Origin of the sequence: Reyranella sp. (genome assembly GCF_965229815.1) — a bacterium.
GTDB lineage: Bacteria > Pseudomonadota > Alphaproteobacteria > Reyranellales > Reyranellaceae > Reyranella.
Map to the genome: position 1 here is coordinate 2,207,696 of NZ_CBDDJN010000006.1, position 16,437 is coordinate 2,224,132.

The 16,437-nt window shown below is 67.2% G+C and carries 28 protein-coding genes; all 28 read right to left on the reverse strand.

Going from position 1 to position 16,437, the window contains the following annotated elements; translation table 11 throughout:
- Positions 1-15: 15 nt before the first annotated feature.
- The 28 genes from rpsM to rpsL all read right to left on the reverse strand — a co-directional run bounded on the left by rpsM (position 16) and on the right by rpsL (position 16,245).
- Positions 16-393: a 30S ribosomal protein S13 gene (gene rpsM, locus ACO073_RS21790; RefSeq protein WP_422000244.1), complete on the reverse strand. Its 378-nt coding sequence runs from the start codon at positions 391-393 to the stop codon at positions 16-18.
- Between the two features lie 121 nt (positions 394-514).
- Positions 515-1,165 (reverse strand): adenylate kinase, encoded by a 651-nt coding sequence (locus ACO073_RS21795; protein WP_422000246.1) that lies wholly within the window; start codon positions 1,163-1,165, stop codon positions 515-517.
- A 7-nt stretch (positions 1,166-1,172) separates the two neighbouring features.
- Complete coding sequence (gene secY / locus ACO073_RS21800) at positions 1,173-2,519, reverse strand: preprotein translocase subunit SecY (RefSeq protein ID WP_422000247.1); 1,347 nt, start codon at positions 2,517-2,519, stop codon at positions 1,173-1,175.
- Between the two features lie 65 nt (positions 2,520-2,584).
- The gene (gene rplO / locus ACO073_RS21805; RefSeq protein ID WP_422000249.1) at positions 2,585-3,064 is read right to left on the reverse strand and encodes a 50S ribosomal protein L15; all 480 of its coding nucleotides are present in this window, start codon (positions 3,062-3,064) and stop codon (positions 2,585-2,587) included.
- A gap of 10 nt (positions 3,065-3,074) precedes the next feature.
- The gene (gene rpmD / locus ACO073_RS21810; protein WP_422000251.1) at positions 3,075-3,272 is read right to left on the reverse strand and encodes a 50S ribosomal protein L30; all 198 of its coding nucleotides are present in this window, start codon (positions 3,270-3,272) and stop codon (positions 3,075-3,077) included.
- Positions 3,273-3,283: 11 nt separating this feature from the next.
- Positions 3,284-3,871 carry a 30S ribosomal protein S5 gene (gene rpsE / locus ACO073_RS21815; RefSeq protein WP_422000252.1) on the reverse strand — a complete coding sequence of 196 codons (588 nt, stop codon included), beginning with the start codon at positions 3,869-3,871 and terminating at the stop codon, positions 3,284-3,286.
- Between the two features lie 11 nt (positions 3,872-3,882).
- Positions 3,883-4,245, reverse strand: coding sequence for a 50S ribosomal protein L18 (rplR, locus tag ACO073_RS21820; RefSeq protein WP_422000254.1), 363 nt, complete (start codon positions 4,243-4,245; stop codon positions 3,883-3,885).
- A 9-nt stretch (positions 4,246-4,254) separates the two neighbouring features.
- Positions 4,255-4,788: a 50S ribosomal protein L6 gene (gene rplF, locus ACO073_RS21825; RefSeq protein WP_422000255.1), complete on the reverse strand. Its 534-nt coding sequence runs from the start codon at positions 4,786-4,788 to the stop codon at positions 4,255-4,257.
- Position 4,789: 1 nt separating this feature from the next.
- Positions 4,790-5,188, reverse strand: coding sequence for a 30S ribosomal protein S8 (gene rpsH, locus ACO073_RS21830; RefSeq protein WP_422000256.1), 399 nt, complete (start codon positions 5,186-5,188; stop codon positions 4,790-4,792).
- Between the two features lie 16 nt (positions 5,189-5,204).
- On the reverse strand, positions 5,205-5,510 hold the full coding sequence (gene rpsN / locus ACO073_RS21835) for a 30S ribosomal protein S14 (protein ID WP_422000258.1): 306 nt from the start codon (positions 5,508-5,510) through the stop codon (positions 5,205-5,207).
- Positions 5,511-5,524: 14 nt separating this feature from the next.
- A complete protein-coding gene (rplE, locus tag ACO073_RS21840) occupies positions 5,525-6,067 on the reverse strand; it encodes a 50S ribosomal protein L5 (protein WP_422000260.1) in 543 nt (180 codons plus the stop codon).
- Positions 6,068-6,078: 11 nt separating this feature from the next.
- A complete protein-coding gene (rplX, locus tag ACO073_RS21845) occupies positions 6,079-6,402 on the reverse strand; it encodes a 50S ribosomal protein L24 (RefSeq protein WP_422000262.1) in 324 nt (107 codons plus the stop codon).
- Between the two features lie 9 nt (positions 6,403-6,411).
- The gene (gene rplN, locus ACO073_RS21850) at positions 6,412-6,780 is read right to left on the reverse strand and encodes a 50S ribosomal protein L14 (protein ID WP_422000263.1); all 369 of its coding nucleotides are present in this window, start codon (positions 6,778-6,780) and stop codon (positions 6,412-6,414) included.
- 15 nt (positions 6,781-6,795) lie between these two features.
- Positions 6,796-7,044: a 30S ribosomal protein S17 gene (rpsQ, locus tag ACO073_RS21855; protein WP_422000265.1), complete on the reverse strand. Its 249-nt coding sequence runs from the start codon at positions 7,042-7,044 to the stop codon at positions 6,796-6,798.
- Between the two features lie 10 nt (positions 7,045-7,054).
- The gene (gene rpmC / locus ACO073_RS21860; RefSeq protein ID WP_422000267.1) at positions 7,055-7,246 is read right to left on the reverse strand and encodes a 50S ribosomal protein L29; all 192 of its coding nucleotides are present in this window, start codon (positions 7,244-7,246) and stop codon (positions 7,055-7,057) included.
- A gap of 17 nt (positions 7,247-7,263) precedes the next feature.
- Positions 7,264-7,677, reverse strand: a complete 414-nt coding sequence (gene rplP / locus ACO073_RS21865) for a 50S ribosomal protein L16 (protein WP_422000269.1) — start codon at positions 7,675-7,677, stop codon at positions 7,264-7,266.
- A gap of 6 nt (positions 7,678-7,683) precedes the next feature.
- Positions 7,684-8,403, reverse strand: coding sequence for a 30S ribosomal protein S3 (gene rpsC / locus ACO073_RS21870; protein ID WP_422000271.1), 720 nt, complete (start codon positions 8,401-8,403; stop codon positions 7,684-7,686).
- Positions 8,403-8,789 (reverse strand): 50S ribosomal protein L22, encoded by a 387-nt coding sequence (gene rplV / locus ACO073_RS21875; RefSeq protein WP_422000273.1) that lies wholly within the window; start codon positions 8,787-8,789, stop codon positions 8,403-8,405. The genes rpsC and rplV overlap by 1 nt, the downstream gene beginning before the upstream one ends.
- Positions 8,790-8,795: 6 nt before the next feature.
- Entirely contained in the window at positions 8,796-9,074 is a 279-nt protein-coding gene (gene rpsS / locus ACO073_RS21880; protein WP_422000274.1) for a 30S ribosomal protein S19, read from the reverse strand.
- A 14-nt stretch (positions 9,075-9,088) separates the two neighbouring features.
- Positions 9,089-9,919 carry a 50S ribosomal protein L2 gene (gene rplB / locus ACO073_RS21885; protein ID WP_422000276.1) on the reverse strand — a complete coding sequence of 277 codons (831 nt, stop codon included), beginning with the start codon at positions 9,917-9,919 and terminating at the stop codon, positions 9,089-9,091.
- Between the two features lie 16 nt (positions 9,920-9,935).
- Positions 9,936-10,268, reverse strand: coding sequence for a 50S ribosomal protein L23 (locus tag ACO073_RS21890; RefSeq protein ID WP_422000277.1), 333 nt, complete (start codon positions 10,266-10,268; stop codon positions 9,936-9,938).
- Positions 10,265-10,885 (reverse strand): 50S ribosomal protein L4, encoded by a 621-nt coding sequence (gene rplD / locus ACO073_RS21895; RefSeq protein ID WP_422000279.1) that lies wholly within the window; start codon positions 10,883-10,885, stop codon positions 10,265-10,267. The genes ACO073_RS21890 and rplD overlap by 4 nt, the downstream gene beginning before the upstream one ends.
- Positions 10,886-10,895: 10 nt before the next feature.
- Positions 10,896-11,642: a 50S ribosomal protein L3 gene (rplC, locus tag ACO073_RS21900; RefSeq protein ID WP_422000281.1), complete on the reverse strand. Its 747-nt coding sequence runs from the start codon at positions 11,640-11,642 to the stop codon at positions 10,896-10,898.
- A gap of 26 nt (positions 11,643-11,668) precedes the next feature.
- Positions 11,669-11,983: a 30S ribosomal protein S10 gene (rpsJ, locus tag ACO073_RS21905; RefSeq protein WP_422000282.1), complete on the reverse strand. Its 315-nt coding sequence runs from the start codon at positions 11,981-11,983 to the stop codon at positions 11,669-11,671.
- Positions 11,984-12,012: 29 nt separating this feature from the next.
- Entirely contained in the window at positions 12,013-13,203 is a 1,191-nt protein-coding gene (tuf, locus tag ACO073_RS21910) for an elongation factor Tu (protein WP_422000284.1), read from the reverse strand.
- Between the two features lie 42 nt (positions 13,204-13,245).
- The gene (gene fusA / locus ACO073_RS21915) at positions 13,246-15,351 is read right to left on the reverse strand and encodes an elongation factor G (RefSeq protein ID WP_422000286.1); all 2,106 of its coding nucleotides are present in this window, start codon (positions 15,349-15,351) and stop codon (positions 13,246-13,248) included.
- 36 nt (positions 15,352-15,387) lie between these two features.
- The gene (rpsG, locus tag ACO073_RS21920) at positions 15,388-15,858 is read right to left on the reverse strand and encodes a 30S ribosomal protein S7 (RefSeq protein WP_422000288.1); all 471 of its coding nucleotides are present in this window, start codon (positions 15,856-15,858) and stop codon (positions 15,388-15,390) included.
- Positions 15,859-15,873: 15 nt separating this feature from the next.
- Positions 15,874-16,245 (reverse strand): 30S ribosomal protein S12, encoded by a 372-nt coding sequence (gene rpsL / locus ACO073_RS21925; protein ID WP_422002191.1) that lies wholly within the window; start codon positions 16,243-16,245, stop codon positions 15,874-15,876.
- Positions 16,246-16,437 lie beyond the last annotated feature (192 nt).

Sequence of the window (16,437 nt, forward strand, 5' to 3'; positions counted from 1 at the left end):
CGGGTTCCCCTCGGCTTACTTCGTGACTTTCTTCTTGCCGGCGATCGGCTTCGCCGGACCCTTGCGGGTGCGGGCGTTGGTATGGGTGCGCTGTCCGTGGACCGGCAGCCCGCGGCGGTGACGCAGGCCGCGGTAGCAGGCGAGGTCCATCAATCGCTTGATGTTCATCGCCACCTCGCGGCGCAGATCGCCCTCGACCGTGTAGTCGCGGTCGATGGTCTCGCGGATGCGGATGACCTCGTCGTCGGTCAGCGTGTTCACGCGTCGCGACTCATCGATCCCCACTTTCCCCAGGATCTCGAGGGCCTTGGCATGGCCGATCCCGTGGATGTATTGCAGCCCCACGACCACACGCTTGGCGGTGGGAATGTTCACGCCGGCTATACGAGCCAAAGTTCCAACTCCTTCAAAGACTTATGGCGCGCTGACGCGCGCCCGTAGAACGATCCGCTGGCCCCGGAAAAGCGCGCGATTATAGGGATGCGCGCGCCCGAGTCAACGGAACTCCAACTTGTCAAGTCCCCTCCAAAACCCCGGAGATTTGACGGTAAACCTCGTCCATCGCCGCCATGCCGTCGACCTTCCTCAGCACGCCCCGTGCGCCGTAGTAGGGCAGCAGCGGCTCGGTCTGGGCCCGGTAGGCGGCCATGCGGGTCTTCATCGTCTCGGCATTGTCGTCCTTGCGGCGGGTGAACTCCCGCGAGCCGCAGACGTCGCAGACCCCCTCGACCTTGGGGCGCTTGAACTTCTCGTGGTAGCCGGTGCCGCACTTGGCGCAGGTGAATCGGCCGACGACGCGTTCGGTCAGGGCCTTCTCGTCGACCTCCATCTCGATGACCCGGTCGAGCTTCTTGCCGGTCCGGGTCAGCATCTGGTCGAGCGCCTGGGCCTGGGCCTCGGTGCGCGGGAAACCGTCCAGGATGAAGCCCTTGGCGGCATCCGGCTGGGCGATCCGGTCCTGGATCAGGCCGACCATCAGGGCGTCGGGGACCAGTTCGCCCCGCTCCATGATGCCCTTGGCCGTCTGGCCGAGCTCGCTGCCCGAGGCCACGGCGGCACGCAGCATGTCGCCGGTCGACAGCTGGACCATGCCGCGGTCGGCCTGCAGGCGCTGCGCCTGGGTGCCCTTGCCCGCCCCCGGCGGTCCCAGAAGAATGATGTTCATCGCCCGTCTACCGGCCCCTGCCCCTCAGCCGGGCCTTTCGGATGAGGCCCTCGTATTGATGCGCCAGCAGGTGCGCCTGCACCTGGGTCACCGTGTCGAGCGTCACCGAGACCACGATCAGCAGGCTGGTGCCGCCGAAGTAGAACGGCACGCCGCCACGGGCGATCAGCAGCTCCGGCAGGATGCAGACCGCCGACAGGTACAGCGCGCCGATCACGGTCAGGCGGTTCAGGATGTATTCGAGGTACTCGGCGGTGTTCTTGCCCGGGCGGATGCCGGGCACGAAGCCGCCGTTCTTCTTCAGGTTGTCGGCCGTCTCCGTCGGGTTGAAGACGATCGTCGTGTAGAAGAAGCAGAAGAAGACGATCAGGGCGATGTAGGCCAGCAGGTAGAGGGGCTGGCCGTGGCCCAGGTAGGTGGCCATCCACTGCATCCAGCCGGGCTCGCCGGCCGCGCCCTGGAACGAGGCGATGGTGGCGGGGAACAGCAGCAGCGAGGAGGCGAAGATCGGCGGGATGACGCCGGCGGTGTTGATCTTGAGCGGGAGGTGCGAGGCCTCGCCGCCGTACATGCGGTTGCCGACCTGGCGTTTGGGGTACTGGACCACGATGCGCCGCTGGGCGGTCTCCATGAACACGACCACCGCGACCACCGCGATCACGCCGATCGCCATCGCGATGATGAACAGGGCCGACAGGGCGCCGGTCCGGCCGAGCTCGAGGGTCTGGATCAGGGCGCTGGGCAGCGCCGCCACGATGCCGGCGAAGATGATGAGGGAGACGCCGTTGCCCACGCCGCGCGCGGTGATCTGCTCGCCGAGCCACATCAGGAACAGCGTGCCGCCGACCAGGGTGACCACGGTCACGAAGCGGAAGAACAGGCCGGGGTCGATCACCACCGGCCCCGCCGAGGCGGTCTGCCCCTCGAGACCGACGGCGATGCCGTAGGCCTGGAAGGCCGCCAGGATCACCGTGCCGTAGCGCGTGTACTGGTTGATCTTCTTGCGGCCGGCCTCGCCCTCCTTCTTCAGCGCCTCGAGCGACGGCACGACCGTCGTCAGGATCTGCATGATGATGGAGGCCGAGATGTACGGCATGATGCTGAGCGCCAGCACCGACATGCGGCCGATCGAGCCGCCCGAAAACACGTCCAGGAGACCGGCGATCCCGCCGGCGTTCTGCGCGAAGATCTCGGCCAGGGCATGGGGATCGACGCCAGGCACCGGGATGTAGGCTCCGATGCGGAAGACCACCAGCGCGCCCACGGTGAACCACAGGCGCTTCTTCAGCTCGGTAGCCTTACCGATCGCGCCCCAGTTCAGGTTGGATGCAAGTTGCTCGGCGGCGGATGCCATGGATCCTCACGCGTGAACGACAACGACACAAAGGGGGCGGGCCGCCCCCCACGACGCCGTCGGGCTCAGGCCGCCTCGGCCACGGGCTTGGGCGGCAGCTCGACCTTGCCGCCGGCCTTCTCGACCGCGGCGATCGCCGACGCCGAGGCGCCCGCGACCTTCACTTCGATCTTGGTCTTGATCTCGCCCTTGCCGAGCAGGCGGACGCCGTCGAGGGTCTGCTTGAACAGACCCGCCGCCTGCATCGCGGCGGCGTCGATCGGCTTGCCGGCATCGAGGCGGTTGTCGTCGATCGCCTTCTGCAGGGCGCCGAGGTTCACCACCTGCCACGACTTCTGGTGCGGCGGCCGGAAGCCGCGCTTGGGCATGCGGCGGTAGAGCGGCATCTGGCCGCCCTCGAAGCCCTTGATGGCGACGCCGGTGCGGGACTTCTGGCCCTTGACGCCGCGTCCCGAGGTCTTGCCCTTGCCGGAGCCGATACCGCGACCGACGCGCATGCGCGCCTTGCGGGCTCCCGGATTGTCGGCGATCTCGTTGAGTTTCATCGTCGCTTCCTCAGGCCGCCTGGTCGTCCTCGATACGCACCAGGTGGCGTACCTTGTTGATCATGCCGCGCACCTCGGGCGTGTCCACGAGCTCGCGGGTGCGGTGGCGCTTGTTCAGGCCGAGACCGATCAGGGTCGCGCGCTGGTCCTGCGTGCGGCCGATCGGGCTGCCGGTCTGGGTGATCCTGATCTTCTTGCCTTCGGCCATGGCCCTGCTCCCTAGGCCGCCGCTTCCGCGGCGGCGGTCTCGTCGCGGCGGCCGAGCAGCTCGCCGACCTTCTTGCCGCGGCGGGTCGCCACCATGCGCGGCGAGTTCAGCAGCTGAAGGGCAGCGAAGGTCGCCTTGATCATGTTGTGCGGGTTGGACGTGCCGACCGACTTGGCGACGATGTCCTTGATGCCGAGCGTCTCGAACACGGCGCGCATCGGACCGCCGGCGATGATGCCGGTACCGGCCGGGGCGGCGCGCAGCGTCACCTTGCCGGCGCCGAAGCGGCCGCGCACGTCGTGATGCAGCGTGCGGCCGTCGCGCAGCGGCACCCGGATCAGGCCGCGCTTGGCCGCTTCCGTCGCCTTGCGGATCGCCTCGGGCACCTCGCGGGCCTTGCCCGCGCCGTGACCGACACGGCCGCGCTGGTCGCCGACCACCACGATCGCCGCGAAGGCGAAGCGCCGGCCGCCCTTCACCACCTTGGCCACGCGGTTGATGGTGACCAGCTTGTCGGTCAGTTCGTTTTCCTCGTCGCGGTCGCGGTCGCGTCCACGATCGCGCGGGCCGCGGCCGGATCCACCGGGTGAACGAGCCATGGTCTAACTCCTCAGAACGACAGGCCGCCCTCGCGGGCGGCATTGGCCAGCGCCTCGACGCGGCCGTGGAAGATGTAGCCGCCGCGGTCGAACACGACCTCCTTGACGCCGGCCGCAAGCGCGCGCTCGGCGATCAGCTTGCCGACCTCGGCAGCCGCCGACTTGTCGGCACCCGTCTTGAGCTTGCCCTTGAGATCCTTCTCGATCGACGAGGCGGAGGCCAGGGTGGCGCCCTTCCGGTCGTCGATGACCTGGGCATAGATGTGCTTGCCCGAGCGGAAGACGCTGAGCCGGGGGCGGCCGCCACCGGCCTTGCGCAACGCGTAGCGCGTGCGCCGCTGGCGGCGATCGAAAAGGGCGTTTGTCTTGGACATGGTCGGCCTCTACTTCTTCTTGCCTTCCTTGCGCCGGATCGTCTCGGTCGAGTACTTGATGCCCTTGCCCTTGTAGGGTTCGGGCGGACGCAGGCTGCGGATCTCGGCCGCAAGCTGGCCGACCCGCTGGCGGTCGGAGCCGGTGATCTCGATCTCGGTCGGCTTGACCGCCTTGATCTGGATGCCGGCCGGGATCGGCATCTCGACGTCGTGGCTGAAGCCGAGCTGCAGCTTCAGGTTCTTGGCATCGGCCTGCGCGCGATAGCCGACGCCGTTGATCTCGAGGGTGATGGTGAAGCCGTCCGACACGCCCTTGACCAGGTTGCTGGCCAGGTTGCGCGCCGTGCCCCACTGCATGCGGGCACGCCGGCTCTCGGTGCGCGGCTTGAAGCTCAGCGCATCGCCTTCGCGCGTCACCTCGACATCGTCGTGGACGGTGAACTCCAGCTCGCCCCGCTTGCCCTTGGCCTTCAGGTGCTGGCCCTTGAGATCGACGGTCACCCCCGAGGGGATGATCACCGGATGCTTGCCGACTCGCGACATGTCAGAACACCTTGCAGATGACTTCGCCGCCGACGTTGGCGGCGCGCGCCTCGGCGTCGGACATGACGCCGCGCGGCGTGGACAGGATCGAGATGCCCAGCCCGTTGAAGTGGCGCGGCAGCTCGCGGATCTTGGAATAGACGCGGCGGCCGGGGGTCGAGACGCGCTTGATCTCGCGGATGACCGGACGGCCGTTGTCGTACTTCAGCTCGACGCGGAGTTCCTTGACGCCGGGGCGCAGTTCTTCCTCGAACCAGCCGCGGATGTAGCCTTCGCGCTGGAGCACGTCGAGCACGTTGGACCGCAGTCGCGAGGCCGGCACGGTCACGCTGTCGAGGCGTGCGGCCTGGCCGTTGCGGATGCGGGTCAGCAAATCACCGACAGGATCTGTCATCGCCATGGTCTACGGTCCCCCGTTACCAGCTCGACTTCACGACGCCGGGCAGGGCACCCAGCGACGCCAGCTGACGCAGCGCCAGGCGCGACAGCTTGAACTTGCGATAGACGGCACGCGGGCGGCCCGTGAGCTCGCACCGGTTCCGGATGCGCGTCGCCGAGGAGTTGCGCGGCAGCTTGGCGAGCTTGAGGCGCGCCGAGAAGCGCTCCTCAGGCGTCAGCTTGTCGTCCACCGCGTCCGACTTGAGCTTCGCGCGCTTGGCGGCGTACTGCTTCACCATCTTGGTGCGCCGCTTGTTCTTCTCGACAGAACTCGTCTTGGCCATATGCCTCTCCGGCCTCAGTTCACGAACGGGAAGTCGAAACCGCGGAGGAGCGCCTTGGCTTCCGCGTCAGACTTCGCCGTCGTGCAGATGATGATGTCCATGCCGCGCACCTGGTCGACCTTGTCGTAGTCGATCTCCGGGAACACGATCTGCTCCTTGAGCCCCATGGCGTAGTTGCCGTTGCCGTCGAACGACTTGCCGTTGAGCCCGCGGAAGTCGCGGACGCGCGGCAGGGCGATGTTCACCAGGCGATCGACGAACTCGTACATGCGGTCGCGCCGCAGCGTGACCTTGGCACCGATCGCCATGCCCTCGCGCAGCTTGAAGCTGGCGATCGACTTGCGCGACTTGGTGATCACCGGCTTCTGGCCGGTGATGGCCGCGAGCTCGGCCGCGGCGCCCTCGACGGCCTTGCGGTCGTTGACCGCCTCGCCGACGCCCATGTTGATGACGATCTTGTCGAGGCGCGGCACCTCGAAGGCGTTCTGGTAGGAGAACTCCTTGGTGAGCGCTTCGCGCACGGTCTTGGCGTAGTGTTCTTGCAGTCGCGCGGGCATGGCCCGTTCTCCTAGCGGTCGATTGTTTCGCCGGAAGCGCGCGCGAAGCGCACCTTGCGGCCGTCTTCCAGGAACTTGAACCCGATCTTGGTCGGCTTGTCCGACTTGGGATCGAGCAGGGCCACGTTCGACACGTGGATCGCGGCCTCCCGTTCGATGATGCCGCCGGAATCGGTCCGGCTGGGCTTGGTGTGGCGCTTGATGACGTTCACGCCCGACACCACGACGCGCTGCTCGGTCGGCATGACACGCAACACGTCGCCCACCTTGCCCTTGCTGCGGCCGGAAATGACCTTCACCCGGTCGCCCTTCCTGATCTTGAGCTTGTTGGTCATGGCGGCTCCTTAGAGGACCTCCGGGGCGAGCGAGATGATCTTCATGAACTTCTTGGCGCGCAGTTCGCGCGTCACCGGTCCGAAGATGCGCGTGCCGATCGGCTCGTCCTGCTTGCTGAGCAGCACGGCGGCGTTGCGGTCGAAGCGGATGGCGCTGCCGTCCGGGCGGCGCACGGCGAACGAGGTGCGCACGACGACGGCGCGGTGCACCTCGCCCTTCTTCACGCGACCGCGCGGGATGGCGTCCTTGACCGACACCACGATGACGTCACCGACGCTGGCGTACTTGCGCCGCGAACCGCCCAGCACCTTGATGCACTGGACGCGGCGCGCGCCGGAATTGTCGGCGACCTCGAGATTGGTCCGCATCTGGATCATTGTCGGGGCTCCGTCCTAGGCCTTGGCGCCTTCGACCAGAACTTCCCAGCTCTTGGTCTTGGACAAGGGGCGACACTCGCGAATGCGCACGTTCTCGCCGATCTTGCCCTTGTAGGCATTGGTCTCGTCGTGGGCGTGGTACTTCTTGGAGCGGCGGATGAACTTCTTGTAGATCGGGTGCTGGACACGACGCTCGACCTTCACCACCACGGTCTTGTCCATCTTGTCGCTGACCACGACGCCCTCGAGAATTCGCTTCGGCATCGATGACTCCTTAACCAGCGGCCTTTTCGCCCAGCACCGTCTTGATGCGGGCGATATCGCGGCGCACCTGGCGCACGCGGGCGGTCTTGCCGAGCTGTCCGCCGGCCTTCTGAAAACGCAGGTTGAACGCTTCCTTGCGCAGGTTGCCGAGCTCTTCCTTGAGCTGGTCCTGGGTCTTGGGGCGCAGATCGGTGGCCTTCATGGCTCTCTCCTTCAGCCTCAGGCGCCGACGCGGGCGACGAAGCGGGTCTTGATCGGCAGTTTGGCGGCGGCAAGCGCCAACGCCTCGCGCGCGATGTTCGCCGGCACGCCGTCGAGCTCGAACAGGACGCGGCCGGGCTTGACCCGGGCGGCCCAGAATTCCGGGGCGCCCTTGCCCGAGCCCATGCGGACCTCGAGGGGCTTCTTCGACACCGGCACGTCCGGGAACACGCGGATCCAGACGCGGCCGGCACGCTTCATGTGACGCGTGATGGCGCGGCGGGCCGCCTCGATCTGGCGCGCGGTCAGCCGGTCGGGCTCCATCGCCTTCAGGCCATAGGCGCCGAAGTCGAGGTTGAAACCGCCCTTGGCCACGCCGTGGATACGGCCCTTGAAGGCCTTGCGGTACTTGGTGCGCTTGGGTTGCAGCATGGTGTCCTACGCGTCCCTCTGCTCCGTGCGCTCGACCCGGGCGGGCGTGCGCTGCGGAGCGGCTTCCTCGGCGCGCTTGTCGTGCGCCATCGGGTCGTGGCCCAGGATCTCGCCCTTGAACACCCAGACCTTGACGCCGCAGGTGCCGAAGGTGGTGAAGGCGGTCGCCGTGCCATAGTCGATGTCGGCGCGCAGCGTGTGCAGCGGCACGCGGCCTTCGCGGTACCACTCCATGCGCGCGATCTCGGCGCCGCCCAGGCGGCCCGAGCAGTTGATGCGGATGCCCTGGGCGCCCAGGCGCATCGCCGACTGCACGGCGCGCTTCATGGCGCGGCGGAAGGCGACGCGGCGCTCGAGCTGCTGCGCGATGTTCTCGGCGATCAGCGTGGCGTCGATCTCGGGCTTGCGGATCTCGACGATGTTCAGCGCAACCTCGCCCTTGGTCATCTTGGCGAGGTCGCCGCGCAGCTTCTCGATGTCGGCGCCCTTCTTGCCGATCACCACGCCTGGGCGGGCGGTGTGGATGGTGACGCGGGCGCGCTTGGCCGGGCGCTCGATCACGATCTTGGCCACGCCCGCCTGGGCCAGCCGGTCGCGCAGCACCTTGCGGATGTGGATGTCCTCGTGGAGCATCTTCGAGTATTCGCCGCCCTCGGCGTACCACCGGGAATCCCAGGTGCGGTTGATGCCGAGCCTGAGGCCGATCGGGTTGACCTTCTGACCCATTACTTGTCCTCCGCCTCGGCGCGCTCGCGCACCACGATCGTGAGATGGCTGAACGGCTTGCGGATGCCGGCGGCACGGCCGCGGCCGCGCGTCTGGAAGCGCTTCATCACCAGGCCCTTGCCGACCGACGCCTCGGCGACGATCAGGCGATCGACGTCGAGGTTATGGTTGTTCTCGGCGTTGGCGATGGCCGAGTTCAGCACCTTCTTGACGTCCTGCGCGATGCGCTTCTTCGAGAAGGTGAGCTCGTTGACGGCGTAGGCCGCCTTCTTGCCGCGGATGGTGGCGGCCACGAGGTCGAGCTTGCGCGGGCTGACGCGGATGGTGCGCAGCACGGCCTTGGCCTCGTTGTCCGCCTCGCGGCGGGGAGCGGATGGCTTGCTCATTGGGTGCTAATCCTTCGAGACCTTCTTGTCGCCCGCGTGACCGTGGAAGGTCCGCGTCGGCGAGAACTCGCCGAGCTTGTGACCGACCATCTCCTCGGTGACGTTCACCGGGATGAACTTCTTGCCGTTGTAGACGCCGAACGTCAGGCCGACGAACTGCGGCAGGATCGTCGACCGGCGCGACCAGGTCTTGATGACCTCGTTGCGCACGCTCTGACGCGCCTTCTCGGCCTTCTTGATCAGGCTGCCCTCGACGAAGGGACCCTTCCAGACGGAACGTGCCACTGCCTATCTCCTCGTCAGCGCGTCGCGTGCCGGCGGCGGATGATGAACTTGTCCGTCGCCTTGTTGGTGCGCGTCTTCTTGCCCTTGGTCGGCTTGCCCCACGGGGTGACCGGGTGACGGCCGCCCGAGGTGCGGCCCTCGCCGCCGCCGTGCGGGTGGTCGACCGGGTTCATGGCCACGCCGCGCACGACCGGGCGACGGCCCAGCCAGCGGCTGCGTCCGGCCTTGCCGACGACGGTGTTCTGGTTGTCCGGGTTGGACACCGCGCCGACCGTCGCCAGGCACTCGCCCGGCACGAGGCGCAGCTCGCCCGAGCTCAGCTTGATCTGGGCGTAGCCGGCGTCCTTGCCGACCAGCTGGACGTAGGTGCCGGCCGACCGCGCGAGCTGGCCGCCCTTGCCCTTCTTCAGCTCGACATTGTGGACGATGGTGCCGACCGGCATGTTGCCGAGCGGCATCGCGTTGCCGGGCTTGATGTCGACGCGCTCGCCCGACACGACCTCGTCGCCGACCTTCAGGCGCTGCGGCGCCAGGATGTACGACAGCTCGCCGTCGGCGTACTTGATCAGCGCGATGAAGGCCGACCGGTTGGGGTCGTACTCCAGGCGCTCGACCGTCGCCGAGACGTCGAACTTGCGCCGGCGGAAGTCGATCGTGCGCAGGCGCCGCTTGTGGCCGCCGCCGCGATGGTCGCTGGTGATGCGGCCGTGGTTGTTGCGCCCGCCCGAATTCGACTTGCCGCTCGTCAGCGACTTCACCGGCTTGCCCTTCCAGAGGCCGGTGCGGTCGACGATCACGAGCTGCCGCATCGACGGCGTGATCGGCTTGTAACTCTTCAGAGCCATGATCCTATCCCCCGCCTCAGAGGCCCGTGGTCACGTCGATCTTGTGACCTTCGACCAGCGAGACGATCGCCTTCTTCCAGTCGCTCCGCACGCCGGGACGGCCGCGGAAGATCTTCTTCTTGCCCTTCACCGTGACGGTGTTCACCGCCTTGACCTTGACCTTGAACAGACCCTCGATGGCCTGCTTGATCTCGGGCTTGGTGGCGTCGAGCGACACGCGAAAGGTCACCTGGCTGTGCTCGGAGCCGTTGGTGGTCTTCTCGGTGATCAGCGGCGAGCGGATCACCTCGTACATGCGCGCGCGCGAGACGGTGGCTCCGACCGCGGCCCTGTTCGCCTTGACGCTCATTGCAGGCGCTCCTCGAGATGCTTCACGGCATCCTTGGTCAGCACCAGCGTGTCGCGGCGCAGGATGTCGTAGACGTTGGCGCCCTGCTGCGGCAGCACATCGACATGCGCCAGGTTGGCCGCGGCCCGCGCAAAGTTGGCGTCGAGCTCGGCGCCGCCGATGACCAGCACGCTGGAGATGCCGAGCTCGCCGAAATGGGCCTTGAGCTTGGTCGTCTTGGGCTCCGGCAGGGCCGCCGCCTCGACCACGATCAGCTTGCCCTCGGCCGCCTTGGCCGACAGCGCGGTACGCAGCGCGAGCTTGCGGACCTTCTTCGGCAGGTCGATGGCGTGGCTGCGCACGACCGGCCCGAAGGCCTTGCCGCCGCCGCGGAACTGCGGCGCCGCCTCGTTGCCGTGGCGGGCCCGGCCGGTGCCCTTCTGGGCGTACATCTTCTTGGCCGTCGCCGTGATCTCGGAGCGCCCCTTGGTCTTGTGGGTGCCCTGCTGGCGACGCGCCAGCTGCCACACCACGCAGCGCTGCAGGATGTCCTTGCGGACGGGAACGGCGAACACCGCATCGGCGAGATCGATCTCGCCGGCGCTGCCGCCCTCGATGGTCTTGACCGCGATCTTCATTGTTCAGTCCTCAGGCCGACGGCCCTTCGGCCGCAGGAGCGTCCGCCGCCGGCGCTTCCGCCACGGGGGCAGCCGCCTCGGCGGCCTTGCGCAGGCCGGCCGGATAGGGCGCGTCCTTGGGGCGGGCGCGCTTGGAAGCGTCCTTGACGATGATGTAGCCACCGCGCGGGCCGGGCACGGCGCCGGAGACCAGCAGCAGGCCCTTCTCGTCGTCGGCGGCGACGATCTTCAGGTTCTGCGTGGTCACGCGCTCGTGGCCGTAGTGGCCCGCCATCTTCTTGCCGGGGAAGGTGCGGCCGGGATCCTGGCGGTTGCCGGTCGAGCCGTGGCTGCGGTGCGAGACCGACACGCCGTGGCTGGCCTCGAGGCCGCCGAAGTTCCACCGCACCATCGAGCCGGTGAAGCCGCGGCCGATCGTGGTGCCGACGACGTCGACGAACTGGCCGGGCACGAAGTGGCTGGGCACCAGCTCGGCGCCGACCTCGAGCACCGCGTCCTTGGCGACCCGGAACTCGATCAGCTTCTTCTTGGGCTCGACCTTGGCCTTGGCGAAGTGGCCGCGCATCGGCTGGCTCACGTTCTTCACCTTGGCCTTGCCGTAGCCCAGCTGGACGGCCGTGTACTTGTCCTTCTCGTCCGAGCGGACGGCGACAACCTGGAGCTGATCCACCTTCAGAACGGTCACGGGCACATGCTCGCCGTCGTCATTGAAGACGCGGGTCATGCCGACCTTCTGGGTGAGGAGACCGCAACGCATGGTCCTGTTCCTTCTTCCCGCTTCCCTTAGGCGCCGAGCTTGATCTCGACGTCCACGCCCGAGGCGAGGTCGAGCTTCATCAGCGCGTCGACCGTCTGCGGGGTGGGGTCGACGATGTCGAGCACGCGCTTGTGGGTGCGGATCTCGAACTGCTCGCGCGACTTCTTGTCGATGTGCGGCGAACGGTTGACCGTGAACTTCTCGATGCCGGTCGGCAGCGGGATCGGGCCGCGCACCTGCGCGCCCGTCCGCTTGGCCGTGCTCACGATCTCGCTCGTCGACGTGTCGAGCACGCGATGATCGAAGGCCTTGAGCCGGATTCGGATGTTGGTGCTGTCCATGGTCTGGGCTCGCTGTCGGCTGGCGACGGTTACTTGACGATCTTGGTGACGACGCCGGCGCCGACGGTGCGGCCGCCCTCGCGGATGGCGAAGCGCAGGCCCTCGTCCATGGCGATCGGCTGGATCAGCTCCACCGTCATCCGGGCGTTGTCCCCCGGCATCACCATCTCCGTGCCCTCCGGCAGCGACACCACGCCCGTCACGTCCGTCGTCCGGAAGTAGAACTGCGGACGGTAGTTCGTGAAGAACGGCGTGTGACGGCCGCCCTCCTCCTTCGTCAGGATGTACGCCTCGGCCTCGAAGTTCGTGTGCGGCGTGATCGTGCCCGGCTTCGCCAGCACCTGGCCCCGCTCCACGTCCTCGCGGCCCACGCCGCGCAGCAGCGCGCCGATATTGTCGCCCGCCTCGCCCTGGTCCAGCAGCTTGCGGAACATCTCGACGCCCGTGACCACCGTCTTCGTCGTCGCCTTCAGACCGACGATCTCGATCTCCTCGCCGACCTTCACAACGCCACGCTCGACGCGGCCCGTCACCACCGTGCCGCGGCCCGAGATCGAGAACACGTCCTCGATCGGCATCAGGAACGGCTTGTCCTTGTCGCGCGTCGGCTGCGGGATGTACTTGTCGACCTCCGCCATCAGGCTCAGCACCGCCTGCTCGCCCAGCTCCGGGTTCTTGTCCTCCAGCGCCATCAGCGCCGAGCCCCGGATCACAGGGATGTCGTCGCCCGGGAACTGGTAGCTCTTCAGCAGCTCGCGAACCTCGAGCTCCACCAGGTCCAGAAGCTCCGGATCGTCCACCATGTCGCACTTGTTCATGAACACGACCAGCGCCGGAACGCCAACCTGACGCGCCAGAAGGATGTGCTCGCGCGTCTGCGGCATCGGGCCGTCCGCCGCCGACACGACCAGGATCGCACCGTCCATCTGCGCCGCGCCCGTGATCATGTTCTTCACGTAGTCCGCGTGGCCCGGGCAGTCGACGTGCGCGTAGTGGCGGTTGTCCGTCTCGTACTCCACGTGCGCCGTCGAGATCGTGATCCCGCGCTCCCGCTCCTCCGGCGCCTTGTCGATCTGGTCGTACGCCGTGAACGTCGCGCCACCCGACTTCGCCAGCACCTTCGTGATCGCAGCCGTCAGAGACGTCTTGCCATGGTCCACGTGACCGATCGTCCCGATGTTGCAGTGCGGCTTGTTCCGCTCGAATTTCGCCTTCGTCATTGTCCTGATCCTTGGTTCATTCGTATCGTTCGATCGGCGGCGTCAGCCCGCCAGCTTGGAAACGACCTTCTCCGCCTCGGCCTGCGGCACCGCCGCATAGTGGTCGAAGGTCATCGTGTAGGCGGCGCGCCCCTGGGTCATCGAGCGCAGCGTGTTCACGTAGCCGAACATGTTGGCCAGCGGCACCATGGCGTTGATGACCTGCGCGTTGCCGCGGGCCTCCATGCCCTGGATCTGGCCGCGGCGGCTGTTCAGGTCGCCGATGCAGTCGCCCATGTAGTCCTCGGGCGTCACCACCTCGACCTTCATGATCGGCTCGAGCAGCTTGCACTGCGCCTTCTGCAGGCCTTCCTTGAAGGCCGCGCGGGCGGCGATCTCGAAGGCCAGCACGCTCGAGTCGACGTCGTGGTAGGCGCCGTCGATCAGCGTCACCTTGAAGTCGATCACCGGGAAGCCGGCCAGCACGCCGGTCTCGCGCGAGGCCTCGAGGCCCTTCTCGACGCCCGGGATGTATTCCTTGGGAACCGAGCCGCCGACGATCTTGCTCTCGAAGCTGTAGCCCGAACCCGGCTCGCCCGGCTCGAACACCAGCTTGATGCGGGCGAACTGGCCCGAGCCGCCGCTCTGCTTCTTGTGGGTGTAGTCGATCTCGGACTTGCGGCCGAGCGTCTCGCGATAGGCGACCTGCGGAGCGCCGACATTGGCGTCGACCTTGTAGGTGCGGCGCAGGATGTCGACCTTGATCTCGAGATGGAGCTCGCCCATGCCCTTGATGACGGTCTGGCCCGTCTCCTGGTCGGTCGAGACGCGGAAGGTCGGGTCTTCCTGCACCAGACGGCCCAGCGCCTGGCCCATCTTCTCCTGGTCGGCCTTCGACTTCGGCTCGATCGCGAGCTCGATGACCGGATCGGGGAAGTCCATGCGCTCGAGCACGACCGGGTACTCCGAGGTGCACAGCGTGTCACCGGTGGTCACGGCCTTGAGGCCGGCCAGGGCGACGATGTCGCCGGCGCGCGCTTCCTTGATGTCCTCGCGGTTGTTGGCGTGCATCAGCAGCATGCGGCCGATGCGCTCCTTGCGGTCCTTGGTGCTGTTCAGCACGCCGGTGCCCGACTCCATCACGCCCGAGTAGATTCGCGCGAAGGTCAGCGAGCCGACGAACGGGTCGGTCATGATCTTGAACGCGAGCGCGCTCAGCGGCGCATCGTCGCTCGACGGCAGGGTGATGGCCTCGTCGCTGCCCATCTTGACGCCCTTGACGTCCGGCACGTCGGTCGGGCCCGGCAGGTAGTTCACGACGGCGTCCAGCATGGGCTGCACGCCCTTGTTCTTGAACGCCGAGCCGCACAGGATCGGCACGAAGGCGTACGAGATCGTGCCCTTGCGGATGCACTTGATCAGCGTGTCGTAGTCGGGCAGCTCGCCGCCGAGATACTTCTCGAGCGCGACGTCGTCCTGCTCGACGGCCATCTCGATCATCTTGGTCCGCCACTCGGCGGCCTGCTCCTTGAGGTCGTCCGGGATGTCCTTGACCTCGAACTTGGCGCCCAGCGTCTCCTCGAGCCAGATGATGGCCTTGTTGGAGACCAGGTCGACCAGGCCCTTGAAGTCGGACTCGGCGCCGATCGGGATCTGGGTGACGAGCGGCTTGCTGCCCAGCCGGTCGACGATCATGTCGACGGTGCGCCAGTAGTTGGCGCCGGTGCGGTCCATCTTGTTGACGAAGCAGATGCGCGGCACGCCGTACTTGTCGGCCTGGCGCCACACCGTCTCGGACTGCGGCTCGACGCCGGCAACCGAGTCGAACACGCAGACCGCGCCGTCGAGGACGCGCAGGCTGCGCTCGACCTCGATGGTGAAGTCGACGTGGCCGGGCGTGTCGATGATGTTGATGCGGAAGCTCGGGCCGGCGAACGGACCGGTCTCGTTCTTCCAGAACGCGGTCGTGGCGGCCGAGGTGATGGTGATGCCGCGCTCCTGCTCCTGCTCCATCCAGTCCATGGTCGCGGCACCGTCATGGACCTCGCCGATCTTATGCGACTTCCCCGTGTAGTAGAGGATGCGCTCGGTCGTCGTGGTCTTGCCGGCGTCGATATGCGCCATGATACCGATGTTTCGGTAGTGCTCGATCGGGGTGGTGCGGGCCATGGGAGGGGGCTCTCTCGAAAGGGCTTGCGGACCGCTTTACCAGCGGTAATGCGCGAACGCCTTGTTGGCGTCGGCCATCTTGTGCGTGTCCTCGCGCTTCTTGACCGCGTTGCCGCGACGATTGAAGGCGTCCAGCAGCTCGGCCGACAGCTTCTCGGTCATGCTGTGGCCCGACCGGTCGCGCGCGGCCTGGATGATCCAGCGGATCGCCAGCGCCTGCCGGCGCTCCGGACGAACCTCGACCGGCACCTGGTAGGTGGCGCCGCCGACGCGGCGCGAGCGGACCTCGACGGCCGGCTTCACGTTCTCCAGCGCCTCGTGGAAGGCGGGGACCGGATCCTGCTTGAGCTTCGACTCGATCTCGTCGAGGGCGCCGTAGACGACGCGCTCGGCGACCGACTTCTTGCCACGCTGCATCAGCGTGTTCATGAACTTCGACAGGACCAGATCGCCGAACTTGGCATCCGGCAGGACTTCACGCTTTTCGGCGGCGCGACGACGGGACATGGCTTCCTCCGCGCCTTACTTCGGACGCTTGGCGCCGTACTTCGAACGGCGCTGCTTGCGGTCCTTGACGCCCTGGGTATCCAGGGTGCCGCGGATGATGTGGTAGCGGACGCCCGGCAGATCCTTGACACGACCGCCGCGGATCATGACCACCGAATGCTCCTGCAGATTGTGGCCCTCGCCCGGGATGTAGCTCACGACCTCGTAGGCGTTGGTGAGGCGCACCTTGGCGACTTTGCGAAGCGCCGAGTTCGGCTTCTTCGGCGTGGTCGTATAGACACGCGTGCAGACGCCGCGCTTCTGCGGGCAGGCCTGAAGGGCGGGCACCTTGTTGCGCGCCGAGAGCGGGCGGCGGCCCTTGCTGATCAGTTGGTTGATAGTCGGCATCGACTTCCCGGTTTCCTTGAACGCCGTCTCGGTTCCGCCCGAGCCGGGCTTCGGCGCAAAGCGATATGCGCGGGCAAAGCGGCAAGAGCGCAGCCCGCGCAATAAGAACTCTGCGGCCTCATGGCCTGACTTGTAGCGGTCCTCGACGTCAGGCTGCGTTTAGGCTTTCGCCTACCACCAGCCCCCCGGCGA